The sequence below is a fragment of the Streptomyces sp. NPDC001108 genome, assembly GCF_053598535.1.
In genome coordinates this window covers 411,925-435,889 of record NZ_JBSFKL010000004.1, presented here as the reverse complement: position 1 = coordinate 435,889, position 23,965 = coordinate 411,925, and the positions used below count along the sequence as shown (strand labels likewise).

19 protein-coding genes, 1 tRNA gene and 1 pseudogene are annotated in these 23,965 nt (G+C 66.6%); 10 read left to right on the top strand and 11 right to left on the bottom strand.

Translation table 11 applies throughout. The annotated features are described in order from the left end of the window. Positions 1–3 precede the first annotated feature (3 nt). Positions 4–2,730, bottom strand: coding sequence for a DUF1156 domain-containing protein (locus ACWC97_RS13320; RefSeq protein ID WP_392281568.1), 2,727 nt, complete (start codon positions 2,728–2,730; stop codon positions 4–6). Beyond that, positions 2,727–5,942, bottom strand: coding sequence for a helicase-related protein (locus ACWC97_RS13315; RefSeq protein ID WP_450649207.1), 3,216 nt, complete (start codon positions 5,940–5,942; stop codon positions 2,727–2,729). The genes ACWC97_RS13320 and ACWC97_RS13315 overlap by 4 nt, the downstream gene beginning before the upstream one ends. Positions 5,943–6,735: 793 nt before the next feature. On the opposite strand from ACWC97_RS13315, the gene ACWC97_RS13310 reads away from it, so the two are divergent. Beyond that, positions 6,736–7,020: a helix-turn-helix domain-containing protein gene (locus tag ACWC97_RS13310; protein WP_392281566.1), complete on the top strand. Its 285-nt coding sequence runs from the start codon at positions 6,736–6,738 to the stop codon at positions 7,018–7,020. 111 nt (positions 7,021–7,131) lie between these two features. Further along, positions 7,132–7,344 carry a helix-turn-helix transcriptional regulator gene (locus ACWC97_RS13305; protein ID WP_450649205.1) on the top strand — a complete coding sequence of 71 codons (213 nt, stop codon included), beginning with the start codon at positions 7,132–7,134 and terminating at the stop codon, positions 7,342–7,344. A gap of 40 nt (positions 7,345–7,384) precedes the next feature. Here the strand turns inward: ACWC97_RS13305 and ACWC97_RS13300 are convergent, their stop codons facing one another. Continuing rightward, the gene (locus tag ACWC97_RS13300; RefSeq protein WP_450649203.1) at positions 7,385–7,675 is read right to left on the bottom strand and encodes a hypothetical protein; all 291 of its coding nucleotides are present in this window, start codon (positions 7,673–7,675) and stop codon (positions 7,385–7,387) included. A gap of 129 nt (positions 7,676–7,804) precedes the next feature. On the opposite strand from ACWC97_RS13300, the gene ACWC97_RS13295 reads away from it, so the two are divergent. Continuing rightward, a complete protein-coding gene (locus ACWC97_RS13295; RefSeq protein ID WP_450649201.1) occupies positions 7,805–9,643 on the top strand; it encodes a hypothetical protein in 1,839 nt (612 codons plus the stop codon). 55 nt (positions 9,644–9,698) lie between these two features. On the opposite strand, the gene ACWC97_RS13290 is transcribed toward ACWC97_RS13295, so the two are convergent. Then, positions 9,699–10,541: an SUKH-3 domain-containing protein gene (locus ACWC97_RS13290; protein ID WP_450649199.1), complete on the bottom strand. Its 843-nt coding sequence runs from the start codon at positions 10,539–10,541 to the stop codon at positions 9,699–9,701. Between the two features lie 81 nt (positions 10,542–10,622). Between ACWC97_RS13290 and ACWC97_RS13285 the strand changes: the two genes are divergently transcribed. The 3 genes and pseudogenes from ACWC97_RS13285 to ACWC97_RS13275 all read left to right on the top strand — a co-directional run bounded on the left by ACWC97_RS13285 (position 10,623) and on the right by ACWC97_RS13275 (position 11,884). After that, complete coding sequence (locus ACWC97_RS13285; RefSeq protein ID WP_150228245.1) at positions 10,623–10,982, top strand: hypothetical protein; 360 nt, start codon at positions 10,623–10,625, stop codon at positions 10,980–10,982. A gap of 93 nt (positions 10,983–11,075) precedes the next feature. After that, positions 11,076–11,411 (top strand): annotated as a pseudogene (locus tag ACWC97_RS13280) (hypothetical protein); the annotation flags it as partial. A 209-nt stretch (positions 11,412–11,620) separates the two neighbouring features. Then, on the top strand, positions 11,621–11,884 hold the full coding sequence (locus tag ACWC97_RS13275) for a DUF317 domain-containing protein (RefSeq protein WP_450649197.1): 264 nt from the start codon (positions 11,621–11,623) through the stop codon (positions 11,882–11,884). A gap of 383 nt (positions 11,885–12,267) precedes the next feature. On the opposite strand, the gene ACWC97_RS13270 is transcribed toward ACWC97_RS13275, so the two are convergent. From ACWC97_RS13270 to ACWC97_RS13250, 5 genes are all read right to left on the bottom strand, one after another. Then, on the bottom strand, positions 12,268–12,996 hold the full coding sequence (locus ACWC97_RS13270; RefSeq protein WP_450649195.1) for a hypothetical protein: 729 nt from the start codon (positions 12,994–12,996) through the stop codon (positions 12,268–12,270). A gap of 110 nt (positions 12,997–13,106) precedes the next feature. Beyond that, entirely contained in the window at positions 13,107–13,331 is a 225-nt protein-coding gene (locus tag ACWC97_RS13265) for a hypothetical protein (protein ID WP_450649193.1), read from the bottom strand. Between the two features lie 667 nt (positions 13,332–13,998). Continuing rightward, on the bottom strand, positions 13,999–14,442 hold the full coding sequence (locus ACWC97_RS13260; protein ID WP_450649191.1) for a hypothetical protein: 444 nt from the start codon (positions 14,440–14,442) through the stop codon (positions 13,999–14,001). 256 nt (positions 14,443–14,698) lie between these two features. Further along, entirely contained in the window at positions 14,699–14,857 is a 159-nt protein-coding gene (locus tag ACWC97_RS13255; protein ID WP_450649189.1) for a type II toxin-antitoxin system Phd/YefM family antitoxin, read from the bottom strand. After that, on the bottom strand, positions 14,857–15,504 hold the full coding sequence (locus tag ACWC97_RS13250) for a hypothetical protein (protein WP_450649187.1): 648 nt from the start codon (positions 15,502–15,504) through the stop codon (positions 14,857–14,859). Before ACWC97_RS13250 ends, ACWC97_RS13255 begins: the two co-directional genes overlap by 1 nt. A gap of 1,549 nt (positions 15,505–17,053) precedes the next feature. On the opposite strand from ACWC97_RS13250, the gene ACWC97_RS13245 reads away from it, so the two are divergent. Continuing rightward, entirely contained in the window at positions 17,054–17,836 is a 783-nt protein-coding gene (locus ACWC97_RS13245) for a helix-turn-helix domain-containing protein (RefSeq protein WP_450649185.1), read from the top strand. A gap of 119 nt (positions 17,837–17,955) precedes the next feature. Here ACWC97_RS13245 and ACWC97_RS13240 read toward each other — a convergent pair whose 3' ends face one another. Beyond that, entirely contained in the window at positions 17,956–18,978 is a 1,023-nt protein-coding gene (locus ACWC97_RS13240) for a tyrosine-type recombinase/integrase (protein WP_450649183.1), read from the bottom strand. A gap of 142 nt (positions 18,979–19,120) precedes the next feature. After that, positions 19,121–19,193 (bottom strand) — tRNA-Arg (locus tag ACWC97_RS13235). A gap of 327 nt (positions 19,194–19,520) precedes the next feature. On the opposite strand from ACWC97_RS13235, the gene ACWC97_RS13230 reads away from it, so the two are divergent. The 3 genes from ACWC97_RS13230 to ACWC97_RS13220 all read left to right on the top strand — a co-directional run bounded on the left by ACWC97_RS13230 (position 19,521) and on the right by ACWC97_RS13220 (position 23,781). Further along, on the top strand, positions 19,521–21,194 hold the full coding sequence (locus ACWC97_RS13230) for a dynamin family protein (protein ID WP_450649263.1): 1,674 nt from the start codon (positions 19,521–19,523) through the stop codon (positions 21,192–21,194). Beyond that, a complete protein-coding gene (locus ACWC97_RS13225) occupies positions 21,178–23,226 on the top strand; it encodes a GTPase (protein ID WP_450649181.1) in 2,049 nt (682 codons plus the stop codon). Before ACWC97_RS13230 ends, ACWC97_RS13225 begins: the two co-directional genes overlap by 17 nt. Positions 23,227–23,325: 99 nt before the next feature. Next, positions 23,326–23,781 (top strand): single-stranded DNA-binding protein, encoded by a 456-nt coding sequence (locus ACWC97_RS13220; protein WP_352275421.1) that lies wholly within the window; start codon positions 23,326–23,328, stop codon positions 23,779–23,781. Positions 23,782–23,965 lie beyond the last annotated feature (184 nt).

Here is a 23,965-nt window from a genome sequence, read left to right as displayed (position 1 = left end):
TGCTCACCAAAGGGTGGGATGACCCTTTTCGGCAGCCTCGCGTGATGTGCGGATCTGCGCGCTCGCGATGTTTCGTGCTGCGACGTCGACGCCGCGCCGACTGCGCTGTAGACCGTTCCATGCGGCAACGTCGGCCTCGCCCTCGGGCAGTCTGTTCGCCAGGTAGGCGATCGCGGACCACAAGTACTCGTCGTCGTTGTCTCTGGCGGCGTCCACGAGGACTTCGGCGACAGCGTCCAGTCCATCAGGCCAAGACTTGGCCATGGCGAAGGCTACGTCGATGACGGAGGAGTCCGGCGTAATGGTGCTCTTGAACTCCTTTGTGGTGAGGAGGCGACAGCCCTTATCTCCCTGGTGCAGGAGATTCTTGACGTCACCCATATCCAGGTCGCCGGCCAGGACTTGCCATCGAAGTTCCGACTTGGGTGCCAGCTGTCGGCCGTAGAGGCGTACCCACCACAGGGCGAAGCGCGTGCGCGCGTCGAAGGAGTCCAGCGGCAAGGAGACGACCTTGATGTCTGCGGCGTCCTGGACGGCCTTTCGGGCAACGATCAGGAAGCGCTCCAGCCCCACGACATCGCCCGTTACATCCAGGATCTGCGAGTAGCGTCCTGTCACTTCCATCGCCGGTCCGGCGGATGCCATGAGCATGTCGGTGTGCGCAAGGCCCGACCGGTCCCAGAGTTCGACCCTCGACTTGACCTCGGCTTTTACCTGCGCCTCTACGGCGGCGAGGCGCCCTTCCCGACGGTCCAGGGGCGCAGGGCGGCAGGCCATGGTTAGAGTTGTGACGATGTTGGCGGCCGTCGCAGAAGCCCCTCCGGCCTCGGTCTTGGCGGGCCACGACCCTGTGAGGATCAAACCGGCTGCCGAGATCGCGCTGAGCAGGCGATGCCAGACTTCAAGGTCACCGTGTCCGAAGACGATGGTGACAACGCCGTCGTCGGTGACGACACGGCGAGCCTCTGCGAACGCTCGGGCGATGCTGCTGTCGTAATGCTCACGTGTGCGATGGTCCCCAGCGGGCCCGCCACCCCGCTTGACGATAATCTCCTCTGCCTTGTCCTGGACGCCCCCGGGGTGCGTAGTCATGGACAGCATCGGGTCGGCCGTGTTCATGGCCCGCTTCGCCCAGACGAAGAAGACGTCACTGGAGTCGCTGTAGTCGATCATGTCGTCGTACGGAGGGTCGGTGACGACAGCATCGAGCCAGTTGGGCCGGAACGGCAGCATGGTGGCACTGCCGCGTTGCACGGAGGCCGGCAGGGCTGAGGCCCGCTGCCGAATGTTCCGCAGTGCGGTGACAGTCTGCTTCGAAAGGGATTCCCAGGAACCAGGCCCAGACGACAGCCCGCTTTCGAACCAGTCGTAGGAGAAGGAGACTGCCGACTGATTGACGAAGATGTCGCCAACCTGCGCTCCGCCTGCCTTTTGCAGGCGGGCTCCCCTAGTGGAGCGGCGGATCTTGCGCATCATTGCCGCCGTGGCGTAGCCGGCGAGAGTGCGAGCGTAGTCGGGGGAGACGCCAGCCTTCAAAGTCTCCTGTGTCACATCGTTGATAGCGCGGGCCAGCCGGACCAGTCCCAGCGTTTGGCGCGCTTCGCATAGGTCACCATAAGTACGGTCCCCGTAATTTACAGACTGAATCGTCCAGGTATTCCCTGAAGGGATAAGTTCGTCCGGGCGTGCTGGCATCAGGCCGAAAGGCGGCTCATGTTCCAGTGCTTCCGCTGCCTGCTTCGCCGCAGAAAACTCTCGATCGGTAGGCTGTCGAAAGACCTTCGTCTTATCTTCCGGGTCAATATCGGCTGCCGCGAGGAGCATGTCCTCACGCATGCCTTCGGCGCTCAGGCGAGTGTGCACTGCCTTGGAGTGGACATGGTCACAGAACGGGCAGACAGCGACGCGACCGTTTGCTGAGTACTTGCTCTTGCCTGCTTGGACACGTGTCGGTGTGCCGACCGGCGGACCGTCGTGGACGAGAGCTTCGCAGACGCCCGTACTAGAGTCTGCATGGATACGGAAGCTCTGGCCGCTGTCTCCCTTTTTAGGGCGTGGGCGCCGCAACTCCAGTTCGCCGACCAGCGGAAAGCGTCTACCGCATTCCTGGCATGGAAGGGTTGAAGCCCAAAGGTAACCCCAGGGATAGGCGCCGGCGGACTTGGGATAGAACTCGTCCATCGACTTGCGGAAGCGGCGGCCGACTTCCTGGAGAAAGGTCTCTACGTCAGTGACGATGCGGTCCCTGTCCCCTTCGAGGGGCAGGGCTCCGTCGGTCTTCTGGAAGGGCAGAGACGGTTCCTGGCTCCAGTCCCGGAAGGGAAGGTCGGCGAGAAGGGAGCCTCCGAGAGCCGCGAACGGGGAGTAGTCGATGCCGAAGGCTTCGGCCTGGAGTCGACTTGCTTCGAGCGGGATCATGGCGCGTCCGGAAAACGGGTCCAGCACCCGAGGGCGCCGACCGTATTCCTGCTCAAGGATGGCCTGGATCTCGTTCGCACCGTCCGTATGGCCCTTGAGTGCCTTACGGACGAGATTCTGCAGGTCGCGCTGCTCAGCCTCGTCGTCAGGCCAGGGCAGAAGACTGGTGAGTACGGCCGCCTTGGCTTGGGCGACGGGACGCTTCGCGAACCACACCCAGAGGCTCGACTCGGTGTTACCGCTCCCCCAACTCTCGGAGCACGCATCACTGACCTCAGCGCAGGGAAACCAGCGTTCGATCATGCGTGTCATGTGGAGCTCTCCTGAGTACGGTCACGGGCAGTGCGCAGTGAGGACCCGGGGATCCGGAAGACGGCGTCGCCTCGGATGTCACCAGCGAACACGTTAATGGGGTCGCGGAAGCTACCAAAAAGCGCTCCCAGGCTGTCGTTGCACTGATCCACGACGTACAGCCAGTAGTCCCTCCGGTGCTGCATGGCCATGAGCACCTCGTTACCCGTCAGACGGATTCCTCGAGATGCTGCCGAGTCCCATACCCCCTTGACCTCGACCAGTTGCTGGTCACGGCCCCTCACCGCCCGCAGATCGTATCCCCGATTCTCCGTGTGCACGTCCGAGACGACCCACCCCGCCTCCTGGAGGAGGCGCTGCACGTGACGCATGGCGATGCGCTCGGAGTTTTTCTCCTCGACCGTCTTGTCGACCGCACTCGCATAGACCCGCATGCGGCCTACACAGGTAGGTGTGGTGATCTCCACCTTGCTCAGGCGCTCCAGCTCCTCCAGGCGCCGCTGTGCCTGAGCGCGCAAGCGATCACGCAGCGCCAGGCGCTCATCACGGTTCGGGATCTGGTGCGTGAGATCGACGGGTAGGTTCTCCAGGTCACGTCGGGCGGAGGCAAACCAGTCGTCGCGAACCTCCTGGTACTTCTTACGGGTGTCACTGGCGAGCTGGTTGGCACGCTCCTCGGCCAGCTGTCCGCGGGCCGGGTGCGGCACACCCCCCGACTTGGTCGTGGGCACTAGGTTGGCCAACGTCTCCCAGCGGACGGGGTACGCGTCGCCCGTCTCGTCGATGCGGATCAGCCCTGCCCAAGCAGTTCGGCGTTTCCCCCCAACCTCGGTCAGGGTGGCCTCGTAGGCATGCAGCTCGTAGCCGGTGATGCTGGTGGGATCCTCGGCTGCGCCCCCACGGTAGAGGTCGGGGGCAAGCCCATCAGCGACGTACCCGATGAGATCGCCGAACGCGAGGCTGCCGGGACCAAGAGGCAAGGCCCGGGACGTATCCGCGTTTCCTGCGTTGTCCCTCAGAGCCTGGCTGCTGGTGGCCACCAGAGCCTGGTCCCCACCCCCGAGCCCTGCAGGGAGGGCGGCGTCTGAGGTGAGGAGCAGAATGCCGTCACCGGCCGCGGTGTTCTGCACACGCAGAAGGTCGGCGGAATCGAGCCGTTTGAGGAACGCCTCGACGATGGCGGGGTTGATGCGTTCGAGAAGGTCTTGCTGGAGAAGGGTCAGCGCTGCCATGGCTTCGACCTTGCTGGCCAGCTCGGCTTCCTGCGCTCGGGCCTGCCGGGCCCGCCTGCGGAGGTCCGCCACGGTAATCCGGCGGGCGGCTTCTTCCGCGGCCTGCCGCCGCTCCGCGTCATCGCCGTAGAGGGCCTGGAGCCACTCCTCATACCGGATGCCGGCGAGCTCGGCTACGAGGGAGAGGCTGTCGAACATCTGACCGTCGAGCTCGTTGGCAGCAGTGACGAACCGATCGAGAAGGCGATGCAGGGTCGCGCCTTCCCGGGTGTCGACGGCGACGAGGTTGAACAGTTCAACATCTCGGGTCTGGCCGACACGGTGGATGCGGCCCATCCGCTGTTCAAGCCGCACCAGGGACCACGGGATGTCGTAGTTGATCAGGACGTGCGCCACCTGCAGGTCGATGCCTTCGTTGCCTGCGTCGGTGGAAACGATGATCTGGAAGTCGCCGCGCATGAAGGCGGCTCGCACCGCGTCGCGCTCGTTGTTCGGCTGCCGGCCGGAATACATGCGGGCGGTGTAACCCTCACGCTCAAGCCGCTCGGTGATCCACTCCGCAGTGTCCGCGAACTCCGTGAAGATCACTGCCTGCTGGTCGCTGCCGGGGTCGATGCCTTCGGGCGCCAGGCACCCATCGATAAGCACTCGCCACTTTGAGGGAGAGATCATCGGATCCTGGAGGACCTGGTCCACCTGCTCGACAAGATCAGAGATGGCCTTGCGCTCGGCGCGGGATGCGGCCGAGTCCGCGTTGACGACCTGAGCCTCCTCGCGGCCGGCGTCGTCCTCACCGTAGGGATCTGCCTGCACGGAGGCTTCGGCCGCGGCAAGCCGCCCCATATGCTCCTGCCGGCGCCTCAACGTCTCGCGCAGCGCGAAAAGAGAGGAGGCAGCCCGCTTGCCGTAGACCATGCGAGCAAGCGGCTGGGCATTAGGCAGCATGTAGCGGTCCACCATCGCCAGTGCCTGGGTGTAGACCGAGAGCTCCTGGCGGCTCAGCGGAATACGGTGATTCGTGGCCCGGCGGCGCTTGAAGAGACGACTTTGGCCGTCGTAGTCGACCAGGTCCTCCTTCATCCGACGAAGGAAGTGGATCGGTCCGGGCGTGAGCTTGGACAGTTCCTGCGACTGATCGTCGCCGGGATCCGGGTAAATGTCGGGGTCCACCAGATGTAGAAGATGGCGGAACAGCCACTCGGATCCGCGATGCGGCGTCGCTGTCATGAGGAGAGTGCGAGGCGCCCGGGACAGGAGCCGACCCACCCTGTGATACGTCTGCGCCGTGGGGGTCAGCCTGTGAGCTTCGTCGAATACGACGATGTCCCAGCCCGCGCGGTCCGGACGGATGGCCTCCTGTACGGCGCCGTTGACTGCCGCCAGCTCAAGTGACACAACCCACATGTCGTGAGTCACATCGAGGGCGTGCTCACGGACGGTGTCGGCGGTGATCCGGCGAAGCCCCCCATCGAAGAACCGGTCGAAGTCGGCCTGCCACTTGGACACCAGGTTGGCTGGCGCGACGATCAACGCCTTGCGGATGAGCCCGTACCGCTGCATCTCACGGAGATAGAGCCCGGCCATGATCGTCTTACCAGTGCCCGGCTCGTCGGCGAGCATGAAACGCAACCACGGCTGCGGCAACATGGCCCCGTAAACCGCGTTCGCCTGATGCGCATAAGGGTTCAAGGGTGACGACGCGAGGAGGGTGCTGCTCGCATTGGTCGCGGCGGCGCCCATCCACTGAGTCCACATGCCAGCCAAGATTCGAGCGGAGGGAGCACCGCCGTCCCTCACCAGCACCTGCACCCGGGCTGCTTCCTCGGCAGTCAGCTCGGCTTTGTGGAGAGCTTGGTGATCATCGATGACGTACAGAGACCACCCTCCATCAGGCAGCTTTCGCGCCAAGTCGACGGTCACCCAGCCGGGCACAGTTTTCGGCAGGCTGACGCGCTGCCCCTGCTCGAATGCCGTCGCCACGAACCTACTGCTCCCCGCTATGTGTCACGCTCGCTCCGGTCGACCGTCGATGTCGACGGTGCGACTACACCACCCTAGTACCGGGTGTCTGCGACTCGGGTGTGTCGCTTGCCGAGCCCGAAGAAGCAGAACGTAGCCGCAAGGCTCTGAGGGCCTTCCGAGGAAGATCCTTCGATCCGCCCCCGGTCGAAGCCTCCAGGACCTGCGCCCCCTGGCGCAGGTCCTCTCCCGCCCCTTCGGGGGCGGGTACGGCGGAAGCACTGCTTCCGCCCCAACTTGCTCCGCCCGGGGCAGGGCCGGTGGGCACCTGCGGCGGTGCGGGCCAGTCGCTCGGCTGAGGCGGGATTGTCGAGGCAGGGGTGGGGTGCTGCGGGGCGGGTGCCATGTGGGGATCCTTCGGTGGGGCGGCGGGAGGGGAAGTCCGTGCTTCGTGGATGTCTCGACGGGGCTGGAGGCTGTCCGGCAAGGCGGAGGGGACGAGCCGGTCGGTCCGGGTTGGGGCAACCCGGACCGACCGGAATGGGGTTGACCTGCGGTTATTTCCGGTCAGTGGTGCTCGGGGTTTCGGACGGCCCCTTGGGGACCGTTCCGTCGAGGCGGTTTACAAGCTCCGTGAGCCGTCCTAGGAATTCTGAGCAACCCGTCGACGCGCCGTGCCAGCAGGTTCGGTCACTTTAGGGTCGGATTCCCGGTTGGCGAAATCACCACCGGAAATCTCTACGCGGTCCGCATCGCTCACGGCAGACAGGAATGCCCTTCCGGACCGGTCGGCGCGCAAGCTACAACACCACCCATGCCGCCACGCCCCCTCGCCATCGGACCCGCCGGACACGCCGCCGCCCACGCCATCGAACGCACCCGTACCGCTCGCGGCTACTCCCAGCGCCAGCTCGCAGCCCGCGTCACCGCGCTCGGTCGTCCCATGACCTTCACCGCACTCTCCCGCATCGAACGCACCGTCCGCCGCTGCGACATCGACGATCTCGTTGCCATCGCCACAGCCCTCGGAATCGCCCCACAGATGCTTCTCGTCGACGCCCTCGAGTGCTCAGGGGCGGCCGGGCTGGGCGAAACATAGCCGACGATCCCCGGTTTCCCTAACCGGGGATTCTCCGGATCATTATGGGTCCCGGAACGCCCGTCGATCCGATCCCTGCCAGAGTCATGCCCATTTACCGAAAGGGAAACCTTGCGTCGATCCCTGATAACCGCCGCCCGTCGCTCCGAAGAAAAGCTCACCGTCGACGAGCTCTGCGAAGAGCTGCGGATTTCCCGGTCTACCTTCTACGACTGGCGCCAGAAGGGACGCGCGCCCCAGTGCGTGAAACTCCCGAACGGCAGCCTGCGCGTCCGCCGCAGCGACCTGGAGAACTGGCTCATCGACTGTGAGGCCGCTGCGTGACCAACCGGTCCTACAAGGTCCGCTTCTACAAGACGGAGGTCTACAAGGGGAAGCGCGGCACCACCCACACCGTCCGCTGGTCGGTCGACGGCCGGCGACACGGCGAGACGTTCAAGAAGAGCGCGCTCGCCGAGTCCTTCCGCGCCACCCTGCTCGTCGCCGCCAACAACGGCGAGCCCTTCGACCTGGACACCGGCCGCCCAGCCTCACACGCCGCGCCCTCCACCGAGATCACCTGGTACGAGTTCGCCCTCCAGTACGTCGACATGAAGTGGTCCCGCATCTCGGCGAACAACCGCATCAGCACCGCCAAAGCCCTGACCAAGGCCACGCTCGCCCTCCTCCGGGCCGAACCTGTCCAGTACGAGGGCGTCGACGTCCGCAAGGCGCTGCGCCGTTCCTCGCCAGGATCGCGGCGGCGGGCCACCGTACGGTTGACGTCGTCGGGCTGCTCGGCGGCATGGCCGAGAGCGAGGACGAGTACGGGGTGGCGACGGGCGGTGTCCGGGCGGCCGTGGCCGCGCAGTTGGAGCTGCTTCTGCCGTTGCTGGCCGATGCCGAGTCGGACGTCCGGCGGACCGCCGCCTGGGCGGTTTCACACACCCGCGACGGCAGAACCGTCCTGCCCGCCCTGGAGATCCGCTGGGCGGAGGAGACCGAGCCCGCCGTCCGGGCCGAGATCCTGGCCGGGATCGCTCGGCTCGACCCGCAGCGTGGAGCGGCTGAGGCGGCTTCCGTCCTGGACCCGTCCCAGCCTGCCGTGGTGCGGCTGGCCGCCCTCTTCGCCTGCCTCGACTCAGGCGCTCCGTGGTCTGATTCCCTGCACGCGACGATGCTGTCGCTCTTGCCGGCCGACTCCTTGCGCTCCGACTTCGACCTCGAACGCGGCGAGCCGCTGGCCGCTGTCGTCGAGGCTCTCCTGGGGCGGGATCACGGACCGGAGCGGGAGGCGGCGTTCGTCCTGGTCGACGCGGCCCTGCGCGACAGCCGGGCCGAGGTTCGGGCCGAAGGCACCTGGGCAGCCGACCGCGCCTGCATGCTCTCCCGCAGTGCCCCGCAGCAGTTGGCGGAGAGCCTGCGTGCCGCGGCTGTCGACGACAAGGCCGTGGTGGACATAGCCTCTCTCTTGGGGCGGTTGGCCCGCGCCGCCGAACCAGCTGCGGACGCGCTCGCCCCTCTCGCCGGACGGAACCTGGACCGGGAGGACGATCACGCCGACCGCGCTCTGGCCGCACTCGTGCTCGTCGCACCCGAGCAGGCCGCCCCGCTCCTCGCCGCCGGCCTCAAGCACCGCCCGCGCGCCCTCGACGCAGCGACCGGACTGTGGGACGAGGAGAGCGCGGCCTTCCCGTTCGACAGGGAACTCCTCGATGCCGTTCGCTCCCGCCTCTCCCAGCCCGCGGCGCTCAGCGGCAACGAACCGTGGCAGCTGACCAGCCTGTTGGCCGGGTGGGGCGCCGAGGCGGCGCCCGGCCAGGCCACCCGTGCCCTTGCTTCCGTCGCGGCAGACTGCGCTCCAGCGGATCGTGACACGGCCGTCACCGCGCTGCGAGCGGCAGCACAGTGGGACGTCCTCCCGGCGGCGAAGGCCCTGTACGACCTCACGGGCAAACCCGCGCCGCTACTGCAATGCCTCGAACAGGAACTCGGCCGGGGTGGCCGCGACCCCCGCGACGCAGCCAGGACCGCTTCCGTACTCGGTTCCTGCGGAGCGGCTCTGGCACCACTCCTGCGTGAGGCGCTCAGTGATCCGGGCAAGGACACCACGCCCGCGCTGGACACGGACACGGCCCTCGCCGAAGCTCTGTGGCGCGTCACAGGAGACCCTGAACCTGTCGTCGCCGTCCTCGCGTCGGTCTTCGACCGTGCCGCGCAGAGCCAGTGGGCCCGCTGGGCGGTGGTGAGGGCCGCCCGGACGACCGCGCTCCTCGGCCCTGCCGGTCGCCCGCTCACCGCCAGGCTGGAAGCGGCCCTCAGCGATCCGGTGCAGGCGTCGGCCGTCGTCCTGGCCCTCGTAGCCGTGGCGAACCCTGCCGCTCTGGACCAGGCCGCACTTGCCTCCGCCGTCCTGGCCTCGGCCGAGTGGGACGCCGATCCGGCAGGGGCCTGCGACGCCCTGGAGGCCCTCGGAGGCGCAGCCCTGAACGGCGACCACCTGCGCCGGCTCGAAGTCCTCGCAGACGGCGACGCCCGGGTCGTCCGCTCGGGAGTCGAGAACCGCATCATCCGCCAGGACGAAGCCTTCCGGGGCCGCGCCCGGGCGCTCCTCGCCACGTTCAGGAACGCCGCGACGTCCTGAGCGGACGACCACGAGTGTCGTGCCGGCGGCGCGGGACGTTCCCCTGCGCCCCGGCCTACTCGGGCGCCCCGGTCGACTTGGGTTTCGGCATGTGAACGGGCATGACGCCGAGAACGAGGTTCTCCATGGCCTCGGGCATACGGCCGAATCGGGCCGGCCAGTCGTTGACGACGTACAGTTCACCGTCCTCGTCCAGCCCGAGGAACGCGTGGCCGCCAGCGAGTTCTCCGACCGGGAAGAGGCGGTGGCCGATCTCCTCGCCCCATCCGCCGAACCGGTCGGCCTCGCCCAGCGCCAGGAGCGGGTCCAGGTCGAAAGGCTCCCTGGCGCGGGTGATGCCGGCGCCGCCGTGCCCGACCGTCAGCCCGCCGAACTCGCGCAGGAAGCCCTCGGCCGCGGCATGGGAGCGGAAGCCGTCCTGCTCCAGTCGCTGTTTCCAGCCCGCCGTATCGACGGTCCGTCCGGGGTGCCGGCCCGCTTCCCGCAGGACCTGCTCCACCTCGGACGACCAGGCGTGCGGCTCCGCCGGCCTCGCGGCGCCATCGGTGCGCACCAGGCCCGCCGCGAACACGACGGCCTCCGCCGGTTCGGGCGTCGCCAGCCGGACGACGTCTCCCCGCCTGTCGCGGCCCACGACCTCGTACCTGTCGGGGCGGGCGAACATCGCCGGAAGCGGTGCGCGTCCCCACTCCTCCCATCTGTTCCCCGTGGACACGCTCAGCTGCTGCATCGAGACCCAGGGGTACATCGCACCGAGCGTGGTGTCGCGGCCGGCCGCCTCGATCAGGCGTCCAAGGGACGGCGGCCCCTGCCGCTCGTCGGCAGGCCGAGGGCGGTACGTCTTCAACAGCTTCGACCAGGCTGCCGCGTGTGCGGGCGACGCGGAGGTGGAATCCATGCGCCGACCTTGACGGCGCCGAACGCTTCCGTCAATGGACGGCCCTGTGGCCACCGACATCAGCCGTGTGACGATCCCGGTGTGAACGCTCCAGAAGATCTCTCCGCCGCCGAGCGCGCATTCATGCTGAATGCCTTTGAGATCGACATCCTGCCGGGCGTCCGCGGCGATCTGGACGAACCCCTCGCATCGGCGCCGCCTGGAGAGCTGGTTCCCATACTCCTTCCCCTGATCGACAAGGGGTGGATCGATGTGTGCCGCGTCATCCCCTGGACGCCCCCGAGCGGAGGCAGCGGCTTCCAGCCCGGCCCGCCCCTCGCCCGCGAGGAACTGCTGAACGCCCTGACCGACGCGGACAGCTGGGAGTACCCGGAAAGCGGTGACTGGATCGGCTGCGTGACGCTCACGCACACACCGGCGGGCCGTCTGATCTCCTGGTGAGCCCCCTCTCCTCTCCAGCGGTCCGGAGAAGAGCCCAGTTCGCCCGAGGCAGACGGGGAAGAGCGCGAAAGGACTGGTCACGGCCCTGGGGCTATGTCAACGTGGACGACCGCCCGAGCCCTCGACCACGTGGAGGCGCCCCTGTACCCCCAACACTCCAGCGATTTCCGTCCTCCCGAACCTCCGTACTGGGTCACTCCTCGCCACTTGGCGGGCGATGACGAGGCCCTGGCTGACCAGGTCGGCGCGGCCCTCGCCGCCGCAGACTGGCGGATGTGGCCGACCGCCCGTGACACCCTCCTCTACACGAGCCCCAACGGGCTGTGCGGCGCCGAGTGGACGCGCGCCGCCTGCTCGTTCGAACTGGGAGACCTTCCGGTTGCCTGGCAGATCTCCGCCCGGTCGCATCCCGGCAGCACCCTGCCGGAATGGAACGCGTACTTCACCGCTGGCGTCCCCCACGAGACCCTGACTGACTTCCTTCTCGCCTCGACGCCCGCACGGATCCGGCCTTCTGCTTCGACAGCCCAGAGGCTGTCCTGGCGGCGGTCTGCGCCCAGGGCTGGGCCCGCGACATCGACCGTCCGCGCACCGCCGCTCTTGCCTCCGGACTCACGGCCGGAATCTCCCTGGAGGAAGTGCCTTCGCTCGTTCGCGATGCCGACCCGCGGCCCGGGAGACTCGGCTGGCAGGCGTGGGCCGAACCCCGCGTCGGTGATGCCTACCTGTGGTGTGCGACCTTCAGCGGCAGTACGCCGCATGACCTGGCCGCGATCTTCGCCTCCTCCCTCGCCTCGCCACACCCTGTGCAGCGCTCAAGCCTGCCCGCCGGGGTCGAAGGGCAGCTCACCGTCATCCACCCGGGGACCCAACGGCAGCGAAAAGCACGCGGACCGGAGTGAGGCAGGGCAGCGGGCGGCCCCGAAACTTCGGGAAGTTTTCGGGAAGTCCAGCCGCCAAGGGCCGTCTCTGACCGGATCCAGCCGGACGGATCCAGCCACCGGAGGTGCCCTGGCCAGCACCTCCTCCGCTGACCGAAAACCACCCCTGACCAGCAAAAAGACCCTCCCGAAGGAGGGTCCTCGACCGTGCGCCCCCGGCAGGACTCGAACCTGCGGCCAAGTGCTTAGAAGGCAACTTCACTAGCCAAGACTCTAACCAGGGGGAATGCGTTCTGGCCAGTCGGCTGCACCCAGCAAGGCACCTTGCCCAGGAACCCCTAGTGAAGGCGCCTAAGTTCTGTGAGAGCGATCCTAAGGCGGGCCCTCCTATGAGGGACCCGCCGTCAGGCTGTCAGCTCCAGCTCCTCCTTGATCTGCTTGTAGACCCTGGAGACGTACGGCCGAGACTTCCCTACCTTCTTGGCTGCATCCGTAGCGGAGAGCCCTTCCAGGTATGCATCCCTGATTCCCTGCTTGGTAGTGGAGAGCTGCGCCTTATTGGCTCCGCTCTCCGTAACCTTCTTGGGCGTAACCGTAACCTCTGGCGTAACCGTAACCGGCGTAACCATGGGCGTAACCGTAACCTCCTTCTTCCTCTTCTGGTTACGCGTAACTCCCCTCGTAACCTTCTCCTCCGTAACCTCCTGCGTAAGCAGTGCCTCCAGATCCCGGAACTTCCGGCGGTAGATGGGGGCAACCTCTGAAGCACAGATCAGGATTGCAGGGGCTATGGAGTGGATGGCCACTCCCACCCAGTCCCCATCCGCCACAGATCCCCAGGTGTTAAGGAACAGGGAAGCCAGCCCTGTAATCCACCTGAAGGCCACTGGCCAGCCTCCACCACTCAGGCCATGCCTAGAGAGAACTGCATCGGCGGAGATGGAGAGGATGAAGGCTGCATCGGTAAGGACACCTAGAGCCCAGCCAGACCAAGCCCAGGGGGAGTGAGAGGAGACCAGGGGAGTGCTGGTCATCAGTGAGTAGAAGACTGCCCCGGTTACGATCAGCCAGAGCATCGAGTTAAGGAGCTTGCGGGTACGGGTTACGCTCTTCAGTTCCTCGGTTACGTTCATTGGTTACGGTCCCTTCAGTGGTTACGGTTACGGTCTCCTGGTTACGCGTAACCTCCAGTTGGTTACGGTCTCCTGGTTACGAGAGGGCCCGTATAAGCGGGCCCCCTTGGTTACGCAGACTCCTGGTTACGCAGCCAGGACTGAGCAGCGGAGAGCTGGAACTCCTCTAGCTGCAACCTGTAGCGGAACAGGGGGCTGAGGGCGTTCAGCTTCCTGAGGATGGCTACTGCCTCTTCCTTCCGCCTCACCATCCCTTCCGCCCCTCGGTGCCGGTTCTTCCTGTCGGCAACTGCAAGCTGAGTAAGCAGAGCGTTGATTGCGCTGGAGTTGTTCACTGGTTGGCTCCTTGGTTGGTTACGGAGAGGGCCCGTATAAGCGGGCCCCTCCTGGGATACAGACCTATCGGTTACGTACAGCCGGAAGCAGATGGCGGAGGAAGGAAGGGTTGGTAAGCCAGTAAGGGTCCAGCTCCTTCAACTGCTTCCGAGTAAGAACGATGGTCTTGGGCTTCTTGAGCTTGTTCATGGTTGGTCCCTTCAGTTCAGAGCACGCAGCCTTAGCGGAGTGCTCGTGAGTGGTGATAGCTCTAACGGGGATGCCCTCCTTGGGTCGGGGCACCCCTGGACTACAGCTCTAATAGAATTGGCGGAGATGAAGAGGGCTGGCTACCAGAGCGCGTAGGCCCTAGCCGAAGTGCTCGCAAGGTCTGGATACAACTAAGGGCCCGTCTATGCGGGCCCCTGGTTCTCCTTCATCTCCGCCCCAAGGTACGCAGGCCCTAGCCGGAGTGCCGTCAGGTCTCTCAGGCTGTAGGCCCGTCATGCTGTGCGTAGCACGGTCTGACAGTTCTTACAGAGGGAGACTCTTACTCTGTGCATAAGTCAGTTCCAGGACTGCACCCTTACTAGGTACATAAGTCAGGCTCTCTACTCTGTGCATAAGTAGAGCCAGGCACGACGACTCAAAGAGGAGTGCCGGAAGGACCCTTACTCTGTGCATAAGTCAGTCGTCTTCTTCTATGCCGTCTTCCTCTCGGTAGAACCATCCGGACCGGTTGCCAACCTCCAGGGTGTAGGTGGTCTTGGCTCCCCTCTTCTGGCCAACCACGGTCTTGGTGATCCACCCAGACTTCTCCAGGATCTTGATTCCTCCCTGGGTGTAGGCGATGTGCCTGCCTGCCTTGTCGAGTACTCCCACGGCTTCGGCTAGGGACCGTTCGGGGATGGTCACCTCACAGCCTTCACCGGCAAGCCTGGCTATCTGCCGGGCCACATCCCTAGCACTCCGGGGGACATGCAGCCGGACTTCCCAATACCAGTTGGCGGCCTGTCCGATCGGGGGTGTGTGCTCTGCCGCCAGTGCGAATCCCCTCTTCTTCAGCTTCCGACACTTCTCATCCAGTTCCTCGGCGTAGTCCATGAAGAGCTGGCCCGTGGTGTCGTTCATGTACTGGTCTCCTTTGGGCATGCGGAAGGGGCCCTCACCGGTTCTGGTAAGAGCCCCTTGGTTGGTTGGGGGTACTGTTGTTCAGAAAGGGTGGAGGGGCAAACCCCCGACCCCTTCCGTGTGTTTTCCTATGGCTTCCAGCCGGCTGGAGAATGGACCTTTAGTCCTTCGGGCCTGCTGCATGCCTTCCTGGAGGACTTCCAGAGTTCCCCTGGCATCCGTGGCCCAACGGTGGCGAAGATGTGACGCGCGGACCTCACTGCATCAGTTCCCGGGTCAGCCGCTCGTACCTTTCCTGGCTGATGATGACTGCCTGAGTGTTCCCGTACCGGGTCAGCTCTACTGTTTGCCCCTGTTCTGCTGCCCGTACCAACTCGGGGAGCTTTGCCTTTGCTTCGCTGATCGCTGCCTTCATTACCAGTCAACCTCTTCCTCTTCGGTCTCTTCCTTGCCCCTAGGGTCCATGGCCAGTTCTCCAGTGAGCTTGAGTGTGGTGCCCAGTCGCTTTGCCTGCCCGGCTGCACCACTCCTCTTGGGATCCAGGTGCTTCCTTTCCTGCCACCCCTGGAACGCCTCGATCTCCGCTTCTGCGTCGGGGTGGATGCCTTGCTCCTCAGCCCACTTCAGTAGGGAGGGGTCGGCGTAGAACTGCTCCATGCGGCCGGAAACTCGAAGGTGTAGCCACTGGTTGTGTGCCAGAAGCTCTGTACTAGTCCCTCCCTGGAGAACTGCCAGCACCTGGACAGGAACACCCTTGCTCTCCTGAAGGCCGTTGGAGATGTCCTGGAGCCGTTCGCTGAGAGACTTCTTGCCGGTCCCCCCCTTGCCCATCTTTACGTTGCCGTTGTCCATGCGGATCACGTACGTCCAACCCTTGGTGGGCCCGAGGAGTAGGCCCTGCCCCTCTATCTCCGCCACAGCCTCTCTGGCCTTCTCTGCCTGGTGCGCGAACAGATCCCATACGTGGTCCCGGCAGAGAGTGATGTCTATGTCTTGAGTGACGTACTCCGGCTTAGCCTCCCTGGCGCAGCCGATCACTGAACAGCGGTTGGTCTCTTCCATCTCTGGTCCCTTCATCAAGGCGGGGGTATAAGCCTCCGCCGTAGTGCCTGTACGGCCGTCTCCAGGCCTCTGGCTGTCTGTCTGTGCAACTGGTGGTGCTGCTCCCTGACTGCCCCTTAGAGAGGCTTGCAGAGGGATGCCTTCCTCCCTCGCCTTCCAGCCCTGGGGTTGCAGTGCTTACCGAACTCATGGGCGGAAGGGAAGGGCTGGCGGCAGAGGGTGCACTTGACCGAGCCGTCTGCCTGCTTCGAGTAGTGGCGCTGCATGTTGGTCTCCCTTGAATCAAAAAAAGGGCATGCCGGTTATCCGGCTGCCCGTGGATGGGTGCTGCTGTCTTGGTCCACCTCTGGTCAAAAGCAAGAGGGCCGGTTGCCCTGGACTGTGCCTAGGGATCAACCGACCCTCTTGCTCCCACTGAAGGGACCAGCTTCTGTGTACCGCCCGTATAGACGGGCGGGGCTTGTGGAGTGGGGGAGCTGCTTGGCTCTGACCCTCACTTATAGATGTACCCGGATCGCTACTAGACTGGTCGGTCAGTTTGCCAAAGTGTGATGCGGGTCACACTGATTGCCTCTCGGGTGGCGGAGGGGAAGGGGTGTCGATAGTGCCGACGCTCAGTTCTTCCAGGGAACCTGGAGAGCGACTAGCCCTCACTTATAGATGTACCCATGACATGCCCACTTGGTCTCGCCCGATCCTGCAACTTCTTCAGATCTCATCCTTGAGTATGACTCGGCTGCTGCTCATGGAGTTCCGGAAGCATCACAGGAGCCAGTCACAAGGCGAGGGGTAATTCCCTCGCCGTTAGTTCCTCTAGAGATATCCATAAGAGGGTGGCTGCCCTCATGTGTATCAATGCCCATGCCCACGCCCTCTCTTCTTTCCACCTCCGCCGGGCTCCAGGTGAATGCAGAGGGACCGGAAGGCATGCAACGCACAGTGACCAAGACTTTCCCTGATATCGACACAAAGTGACCCGGGGATGTTTAAATGGCCGCGTGTGTATGTGTATGAGACCCACTGGAAATCTGCCATGCATCACAGGACCCAAGGGGATTCGGGGCTGGTCCTGGGCGGGGATGGTTATAGTGCCCCTCTCGATCCGCCATAGTAGTTGAAACATTCGACCACTTTGCCGGCTGGAGGTCATCATTTCTCTCCGCCCAACCGGAAGGGGAGCCCTTTATTGGGCTCCCCGTGAGCAGCTATCGACTGTGCGAGGCTGCTTTCGTGCCAGGCTTATGCCTGAGCACTGGTCTATCAATTCTTGCCCCCGCACCTGGGGCATTCGCACGGCGGGAAGGCTGCTGTCATGAGGGGTTCTCCTGGCTCGACTCCAGCGGTGGGCCGTAATACCTCCTTCTCTCCGGTCCACTGGTTGACCCGGTACACGCCCATGACCATCTGAGGGGGATCTTCCTTCTTCGGCATGACTGGAGAGTGGCCAACCGTAAGGGCGGGCCACGACGACACCAGGGGCGTCATGTAGGTGTCCTGGGGGGCGTCAAAGCGGTGTCATTGCACGGCTGTTCGGTCTACCGTGGCAGTCATGACCACACCTGATCGCTCCCCGTCTTATGCCGGGAGAGCTAACGCGACACTGCGAGCGGTCCGCATGGGCCTGCTGCTCAGTCAGGATGAGCTGGCGAGGAAGCTGAGGGAGGCGGGAGAGAGGGCAGGGGAACCGAACGGAGCATCCAAGCGGCTTGTGCAGCGCTGGGAGTCCGGAGCCAGCAGTTACCCCAGGGCTGTCTACGCAAGGGCTCTGGAGGCTGTTACAGGGCTCCCCATTCATGCCCTGGGCTTTGAGCCGCCGGTACCTGAAGGAGTTTCCGAGGATGGAATGGGAGGGCATGACTTGCAGCCGTCCCCTTCTTCCTCCGCCACTCCGGGACGGGCCCCTATTGTGGGGCCCGCCAAGGGGAACTACTCGGGTGTCTGGCTGTCCCGCTATGAGTACTTCTCCAGTGGCAGGGAGAACACTTTCACCGGACTGCATTACGTAGTCCTGCTCCAGCACGGGAACCGGCTTACTGCCCGCTCTCTTCCTGGCTCCTCCGACTCTCCTCTGACGATGGACCTTGCAGTGGAGGGGAATGTGGTTACGGGAACCTGGAAGGAGCAGACCGCCGGAGAGGGGTACTACCAGGGGGCTGTCTACCACGGAGCAATACAGCTCCTGGCAGAACCTACCGGGCGGAGGATGACAGGGAAGTGGGTCGGTTTCGGCAAGGAGTTTGATGTGAACACAGGCCCCTGGACTCTGGTGTTCAAGGAGTCCTCCACCAATAAGGCTGCCCTGGAGAAGTACAACCAGCGTCCCGAGGCATAGCAGCCGTTCCGGCAAGGTCGGACGGCAAGAGCGTCCGAAGTTCTTCGGCACGCGAAAGGGAGGGCCTGCCTAAGCAGGACCCTCCCGTAAGCCTGTATGACTGTCTGACAGCCTCCCGGTTAGTACCTGTCTCCTTGTGCCTTGACCGCCTTTACGGCCCGGCTGGTGGCCATGTCAGCCGCGTACCTCTTCAACATGGTCCGGTCCTTCCATCCCGCCACAGTCATGACGTCCTCTCCTGAAACCCCGGCGGAGAGAAGGTCATCGGTAAAGGTGTGCCGGAACTGGTGGGGGCTGACAGATCCATAGCCACAGTCCTTGGCCCTTCTCCCGAGCATCCGATACAGACCGGAGTAGGTGAGCCGTCCCCTGTTCCTGGAACCGAGCCACAGCCATTCCCCGCCGCTGAGCTTGTGAGCTTCCCGGACTCGGAGATACCGAGTCAGAGCAACCACGGTCTTGGGCTGGAGAGGAATGATCCGGCCTTCCCCTGCTGCTCTCGCATCCTTCAGGGGAACTACTTGCAACAGCCCCTGTTCCAGGTGGAGATAGTCAAGGCGGAGGGTGAGGAGTTCTTCTGCCCTGAGTCCTTCAGTGAGCACCCGGATGATGGCGTGATCCCGGACCTTCTCAAAGTCCCTGACACGAGGGTGCCCGTTGCCGGTCACCTTCAGCAGTTCCCCGATGAAGTCGGCCGAGAGGGTCTTGGGCTTGACCCCGGTAGGAGGGGCGTACCTCTGGAGCTTCTTGTCTCGGTAGGGGTTGGGTACGTCGTACTCGGCTTCCAGGTAGGAGCAGAAGGTTCGCAGGTTCCTCTGAAGGGTGTTGGTTCCTCCTTGGTCGTGGCCGGTGAAGTACCAGCGGAAGAACCGGTTGAGCATGGCTGTGTCGATGGAGAGGAAGTCCTCTTCCATCCCTTCCGCCGTCATCCACTGGTCCAGAGCCCTGACTGCCTTGCAGTAGGCCGTGACCGTCTTCTCCTGGTAGGGCCTGCCGTGCTTGTTGTTGGAGGCCCTGAGGTGGGTTGCGTAGTCGGAGAGGAAGGCTGCCCTGGCCTCTGACTGGCTCTGCTGGTCCGGGACTGCCCTGAGCTTGGGGCTGCTGGTGCTGGACCTGAGAGGGGACCGAAGCTGTGCCGACACGTCATACTCCCGAGAGTGGGAGCTAGGCAAGGTGGAGTCCGTTAGGCACCTCACCTAGCTGCTGCCAGTAGGTGAGTGTCGTTGCCCTCTGGGGCCCTCCCTGCCTGTTTGTGCAGGTCAGCAAGGAGGGTCCTCGATCGTGCGCCCCCGGCAGGACTCGAACCTGCGGCCAAGTGCTTAGAAGGCACCTGCTCTATCCACTGAGCTACGGGGGCCGGGTGGTGGCCTCGGCGGCCTGGAGCCCTGGGGCCGGGCCGGTCGGTGACCTGCCGGGACAAGGATAGGGCTCCGATCACCTTGTCCTGGTTGCTTCACCTGCGTGGCACGATGTGGAGGTTCGGTGAAGCGAACCGATAATCGCAGGTGGGTGGGATTCGTGCAGCGCTTTTGACGTCTGGCGCGCCGGGTGTTGTGCACTCGTTATGCCTGCACCCCCACTCGTCCGCTCTGTCCGGACTTATTTCCCGGGCGAACCGGCGCGCAGAGGTGTCTATACGCTTCAAAAAGGCTCCAAAGTTGGGCATTCTTCGCATGTGGTGACCTTGGACGTACGGCCTCAGCTCATCGACGCACTCTCCGCCCTCCGCGACCGTGTCGCTGCCGTGCGTCTTCCCCTTCCGTTGCCGGGGGCCGAGCGCGCCCGGCAGAGCCGGAGCGAACTGCTCGCCCAGCTCGACGACTATCTGCTGCCCCGGCTCAGGGACCCCGAGGCGCCGCTTCTCGCGGTCGTCGGGGGATCGACCGGGGCGGGCAAGTCGACCCTGGTCAACTCGCTGGTGGGACAGTCGGTCAGCCGGGCCGGGGTGCTCCGGCCCACCACCCGGACGCCGGTGCTCGTCTGCCATCCGGACGACCACCACTGGTTCGCGGGGGTGCGCGTACTGCCGCAGCTGACCCGGATCTGGCTGCCGCCCCAGGAGGCGGGGGACCCCGGCCGGTGCGAGGAGTTCGACGGGGTCGACCCGCTCGACGGGGCCGGGGAGGACGACGCCGGCGCACTGCGGGTCGAGACCGCGCCCGGACTGCCGCGCGGGCTCGCGCTGCTCGACGCGCCCGACATCGACTCCCTGGTGGTCCGCAACCGGATGCTGGCCGCACAGCTGATCTGCGCCGCCGACGTCTGGGTGATGGTGACCACCGCCTCCCGGTACGCGGACGCGGTGCCCTGGCACCTGCTGCGCACCGCGAAGCAGTACGACGCCTCGCTCGTCACCGTGCTCGACCGGGTGCCGCACCAGGTGATCGGCGAGGTGTCACGGCAGTACGGGGCGCTGCTCACCCGGGCGGGTCTCGGCGAGGTGCCCCGCTTCACCATCCCCGAACTGCCCGAATCGGCCTGCGCCGGCAGTGGACTGCTGCCCGCCACCGCCGTGGCCCCGCTGCGCGCCTGGCTCAGCCACCGCGCCCAGGATCCGGCGGCCCGCCAGCAGGCGGTCGGGCGCACGGCGGCCGGGGTGATCGACTCGCTGGACGTCCGGATGCCCGAGCTGGCCGGGGCCGTCGCCGCCCAGTACGCGGCGGCGGTACGGCTCACCGGGGTGGTGGAGGACGCCTACCGCGCGGAGAGCGCCAAGGTCCGGCGCCGGCTGCGCCGCGGCGGGGTGCTCGCCGGGGACGCCCGTACGAGATGGCGCGGCTACCCCCGGTACAGCACCTCGGCCGAGCTCCTGGACGCACTGGTCGAGAGCCTCTCCGCACTCCTCCAGTGCGCCGTGGCGGCCGCCGACGAGGAGATCCGTACGGCCTGGCAACGCGACCAGGCGGCACGGGAGTTCGGCTTCGAGGGGGTTCGCCGGGAGGAAGGGGGGTGGGGCCCCGCCGAGGACATCCGGGGCCGGATCGCCCTGTCCGTACGCCGCTGGTGGCGGGTGCTGGAGGAACTGGCCGAGGAGGAGGTGCGCGGCATGGAACGCAACGCGGCGCCCGACACCGAGACGGTGACGGCGCTGCTGGCCGCCGCGCTGCTCGGCGGCCGCCGTACCCGGGGCGCGGGGGAGCAGCTCGCCGAACGGATCGGTGCCCAGGGCGCGCTGCGGCTGCGCGACCGGGGCGGGGCGCTGCTCACCGACTGCCTCGACCGGGTGCTGGACGACGAGCGCGACCGGCGGCTGGCCCCGCTCGACGCCCTCGACGTGACCCCGGAGCCGCAGGCCGAACTGATCGCCGCGCTGTCCGTACTGCAGAAGGAGAGGTGGCAGCATGACTGCCGTCACTGACGAAGGGGCCGGTTCCGCCGGGAACCCCGGGTCCGGCGAGGGGCCGGAGGGGGAGACGCAACCGGGTCCGGAGAGGGAGAAGGAGCGGGAGAGGGAGAAGGAGAAGGAGAGCGAGCGGGCCCGGGGGGAGGGGCGGGGCTGGAACGACGGGCTCATCGCGCGGCGGGCCGTGGACCGGACGGCGGAGACCGGATCCGCGACCGACCCCGCATCCGGCCTCGGATCCGCGTCCGTCCCGGACGACGGGGACGCGGATCCGCCCCAGGTCGAGGCGTACGTACCCGCGAGCGGTCCGCTCCGGCCCCGGCTCGACGCGCTCCGTGAACTCGTCGGGCTGTCCCGGGCGCGGCTCGACGGGGACACCCTCGACGAGGCGGGGCGGGTGCTCGACGAGGCGGCGGCCCGGCAGCGGCTCTCCTCCCGGCACACCGTCGTCGCCGTCGCCGGGGCCACCGGCAGCGGGAAGTCGACGCTGTTCAACGCCCTCGCGGGGGCCCCGATCTCCGAGACCGGGCTGCGCCGTCCGACCACCGCCGCCCCGATCGCCTGCTCCTGGACCGACGGCGCCGCCGGGCTGCTCGACCGGCTCGCCGTCCCCGGCCGGCTCCGGCGCAGGCCGCAGCAGACCGGCGGGGGCGCCGACGAGTCCCTGGACGGCCTCGTACTCGTCGACCTGCCCGACCACGACTCGGCGGCGACCGAGCACCGGGAGCAGGTGGACCGGGTGCTCGCGCTGGTGGATGCGGTGATCTGGGTCGTCGACCCGGAGAAGTACGCGGACGCGGCCCTGCACGAGGGCTATCTGCGGCCGCTCGCCGGGCACGCCGAGGTCACCTTCGTCGTCCTCAACCAGATCGACCGGCTGCCCGGCGACGCCGCCGACCAGGTCCTCGACGATCTGCGCCGGCTGCTCGACGAGAACGGCATGGCGCTGGGCGAGCACGGCGACCCGGGTGCCGTCGTCATGGCCGTCTCCGCGCTGACCGGCGACGGGATCGACGAACTGCGCGAGGTGCTGGGCCGGTTCGTCCAGGAGCGCAGCGCGGCGGCGCGCAGGCTCTCCGCCGACGTGGACGCCGCGGCGGCCAGGCTCCGACCGGCGTACGTGGCCGAGGGGCGCGTCGGGCTCGACGAGCGGGCCCGGGAGGAGTTCGCCGACCGGCTGGCCGAGGCGGTCGGGGCGGCCGCCGCCGGCCAGTTGGCCGAGCGCGAGTGGCGCCGCAACGCCGGACGGGCCTGCGGCACCCCGTGGCTGCGGCTCTGGCGCTGGTACGAGTCGACCCGGCGGCCCGGGAGCCGAGATTCCCCGGCCCGGCCGGAGCCGCCCGAGCAGCGGATCACCGCCCGGCAGCGGGTCGAGCAGGCGGTGCGGACGGTGGCGGACGAGGCCGCGCACGGGCTGCCCGGCCCGTGGGCGCAGGCGGTCCGGGAGGCCGCGGCGCACGGCGCGAAGGAGCTGCCGGAGGCGCTCGACGCACTGGTCGAACGGGCCTGGACCGAACGGGTGTCGGGGGGAGGGGGAGCCGGCAGCTGGGGAGCCTCCGGCGCGCCCCGGGCCCGGGACGGCGCCGCGGAGTCCGGTGCTTCCGGAGCGTCCGGCGCCTCCCTCGCGCAGCGGGCGCTCGGGGCTTCCGGCGCGGTGCGGGGCTGCCGGGTGGGTGGAAGGCCGCCGAGGCCGAGGTGGTGGCCGGTCGCGGTGCTGGCGCAGGTGGTGATGACGCTGCTGCAGTTCACCGGCGCCTTCTGGCTGGTGGGCCAGTTGGTCGGTCTGTTCGCGCCGGGCTATCTCACGCCCGCCCTGGTGATGGTGGCCGGGGTGGTCGGCGGCCCGTTGGTGGAGTGGTCGTGCGCGGCGGCGGCGCGCGGCCCGGCCCGGCGGTACGGGCAGGAGGCCGAGCGGCGGCTGCGGGAGGCGGCGGCGGCCTGCGGCCGGGCCCGGGTGCTCGATCCGGTGGCCGCGGAACTCGTGCGCTACCGCGAGGTACGGGAGAGGTACGCGGCGGTGACGGAGATTTCCACAACCGGCGGGTAGTCCACAGGCCCCGGCAGGATTTCCGCCTTCCCTTCACTCTGGAACAGGCGACCGCGACCACGCGGTGGCCGTTTCGAAGACCGAAGGGAAGGCGGATCCATGAACGAGACTTTGGTGACCCTGGTGGGCAACGCGGCGACGGGAGTGGAGTTCCGGGAGACCGCGACCGGCGGAATGGCGCGATTCCGGTTCGCGGTGACGCCGCGCCGCTGGGACCGCGAGAAGCAGCTCTGGGCGGACGGGCGCACCAGCTTCTACACCGTGTGGGCCTGGCGGTCCCTGGCCTGGAATCTGTCCGGTTCCGTTTCGATCGGTGAACCGCTCCTGGTGCACGGCAGGCTGAAGGTGCGTGAGGAGGAGCGGGAGGGGCAGCGCCGTACGTCCGTGGACGTCGAGGCGGTGGCGGTGGGCCACGACCTGTCCCGTGGAACGGCGGCGTTCCGGCGGCTGTCGAAGGCCGAGCCGTCCCCGGCCGTACAGGCGGGGAGCGCGGACGCGGAGCGGTCCCCGACGGAACGTCAGGAAGGGGTGCCCGCACTCGCGTCGGCCCCCTGAGCGGGCCGGACCAGGGCCCCGGTGGCGGGCGCGGGGGCAAGGAGCGGGCGCGTTCGCGACCGGGCGTCGCGGCGGGAAGGAAGTGCCGCGAGAGGCGGTGGACGGGGCCGGAAGGTGAACGGCGGTGTTTCCGGGATAACGATTCCGATTCGGAATGGTTGTACGACGGTATGACGGGGGACTG

Coding starts and splice junctions, on each gene's coding strand:
- ACWC97_RS13320 (WP_392281568.1), bottom strand. CDS start 2,730: ATGACACGCATGATCGAACGCTGGTTTCCCTGCGCTGAGGTCAGTGAT.
- ACWC97_RS13310 (WP_392281566.1), top strand. CDS start 6,736: ATGCCGCCACGCCCCCTCGCCATCGGACCCGCCGGACACGCCGCCGCC.
- ACWC97_RS13295 (WP_450649201.1), top strand. CDS start 7,805: ATGGCCGAGAGCGAGGACGAGTACGGGGTGGCGACGGGCGGTGTCCGG.
- ACWC97_RS13290 (WP_450649199.1), bottom strand. CDS start 10,541: ATGGATTCCACCTCCGCGTCGCCCGCACACGCGGCAGCCTGGTCGAAG.
- ACWC97_RS13270 (WP_450649195.1), bottom strand. CDS start 12,996: ATGAACGTAACCGAGGAACTGAAGAGCGTAACCCGTACCCGCAAGCTC.
- ACWC97_RS13260 (WP_450649191.1), bottom strand. CDS start 14,442: ATGAACGACACCACGGGCCAGCTCTTCATGGACTACGCCGAGGAACTG.
- ACWC97_RS13255 (WP_450649189.1), bottom strand. CDS start 14,857: ATGAAGGCAGCGATCAGCGAAGCAAAGGCAAAGCTCCCCGAGTTGGTA.
- ACWC97_RS13250 (WP_450649187.1), bottom strand. CDS start 15,504: ATGGAAGAGACCAACCGCTGTTCAGTGATCGGCTGCGCCAGGGAGGCT.
- ACWC97_RS13245 (WP_450649185.1), top strand. CDS start 17,054: ATGACCACACCTGATCGCTCCCCGTCTTATGCCGGGAGAGCTAACGCG.
- ACWC97_RS13225 (WP_450649181.1), top strand. CDS start 21,178: ATGACTGCCGTCACTGACGAAGGGGCCGGTTCCGCCGGGAACCCCGGG.
- ACWC97_RS13220 (WP_352275421.1), top strand. CDS start 23,326: ATGAACGAGACTTTGGTGACCCTGGTGGGCAACGCGGCGACGGGAGTG.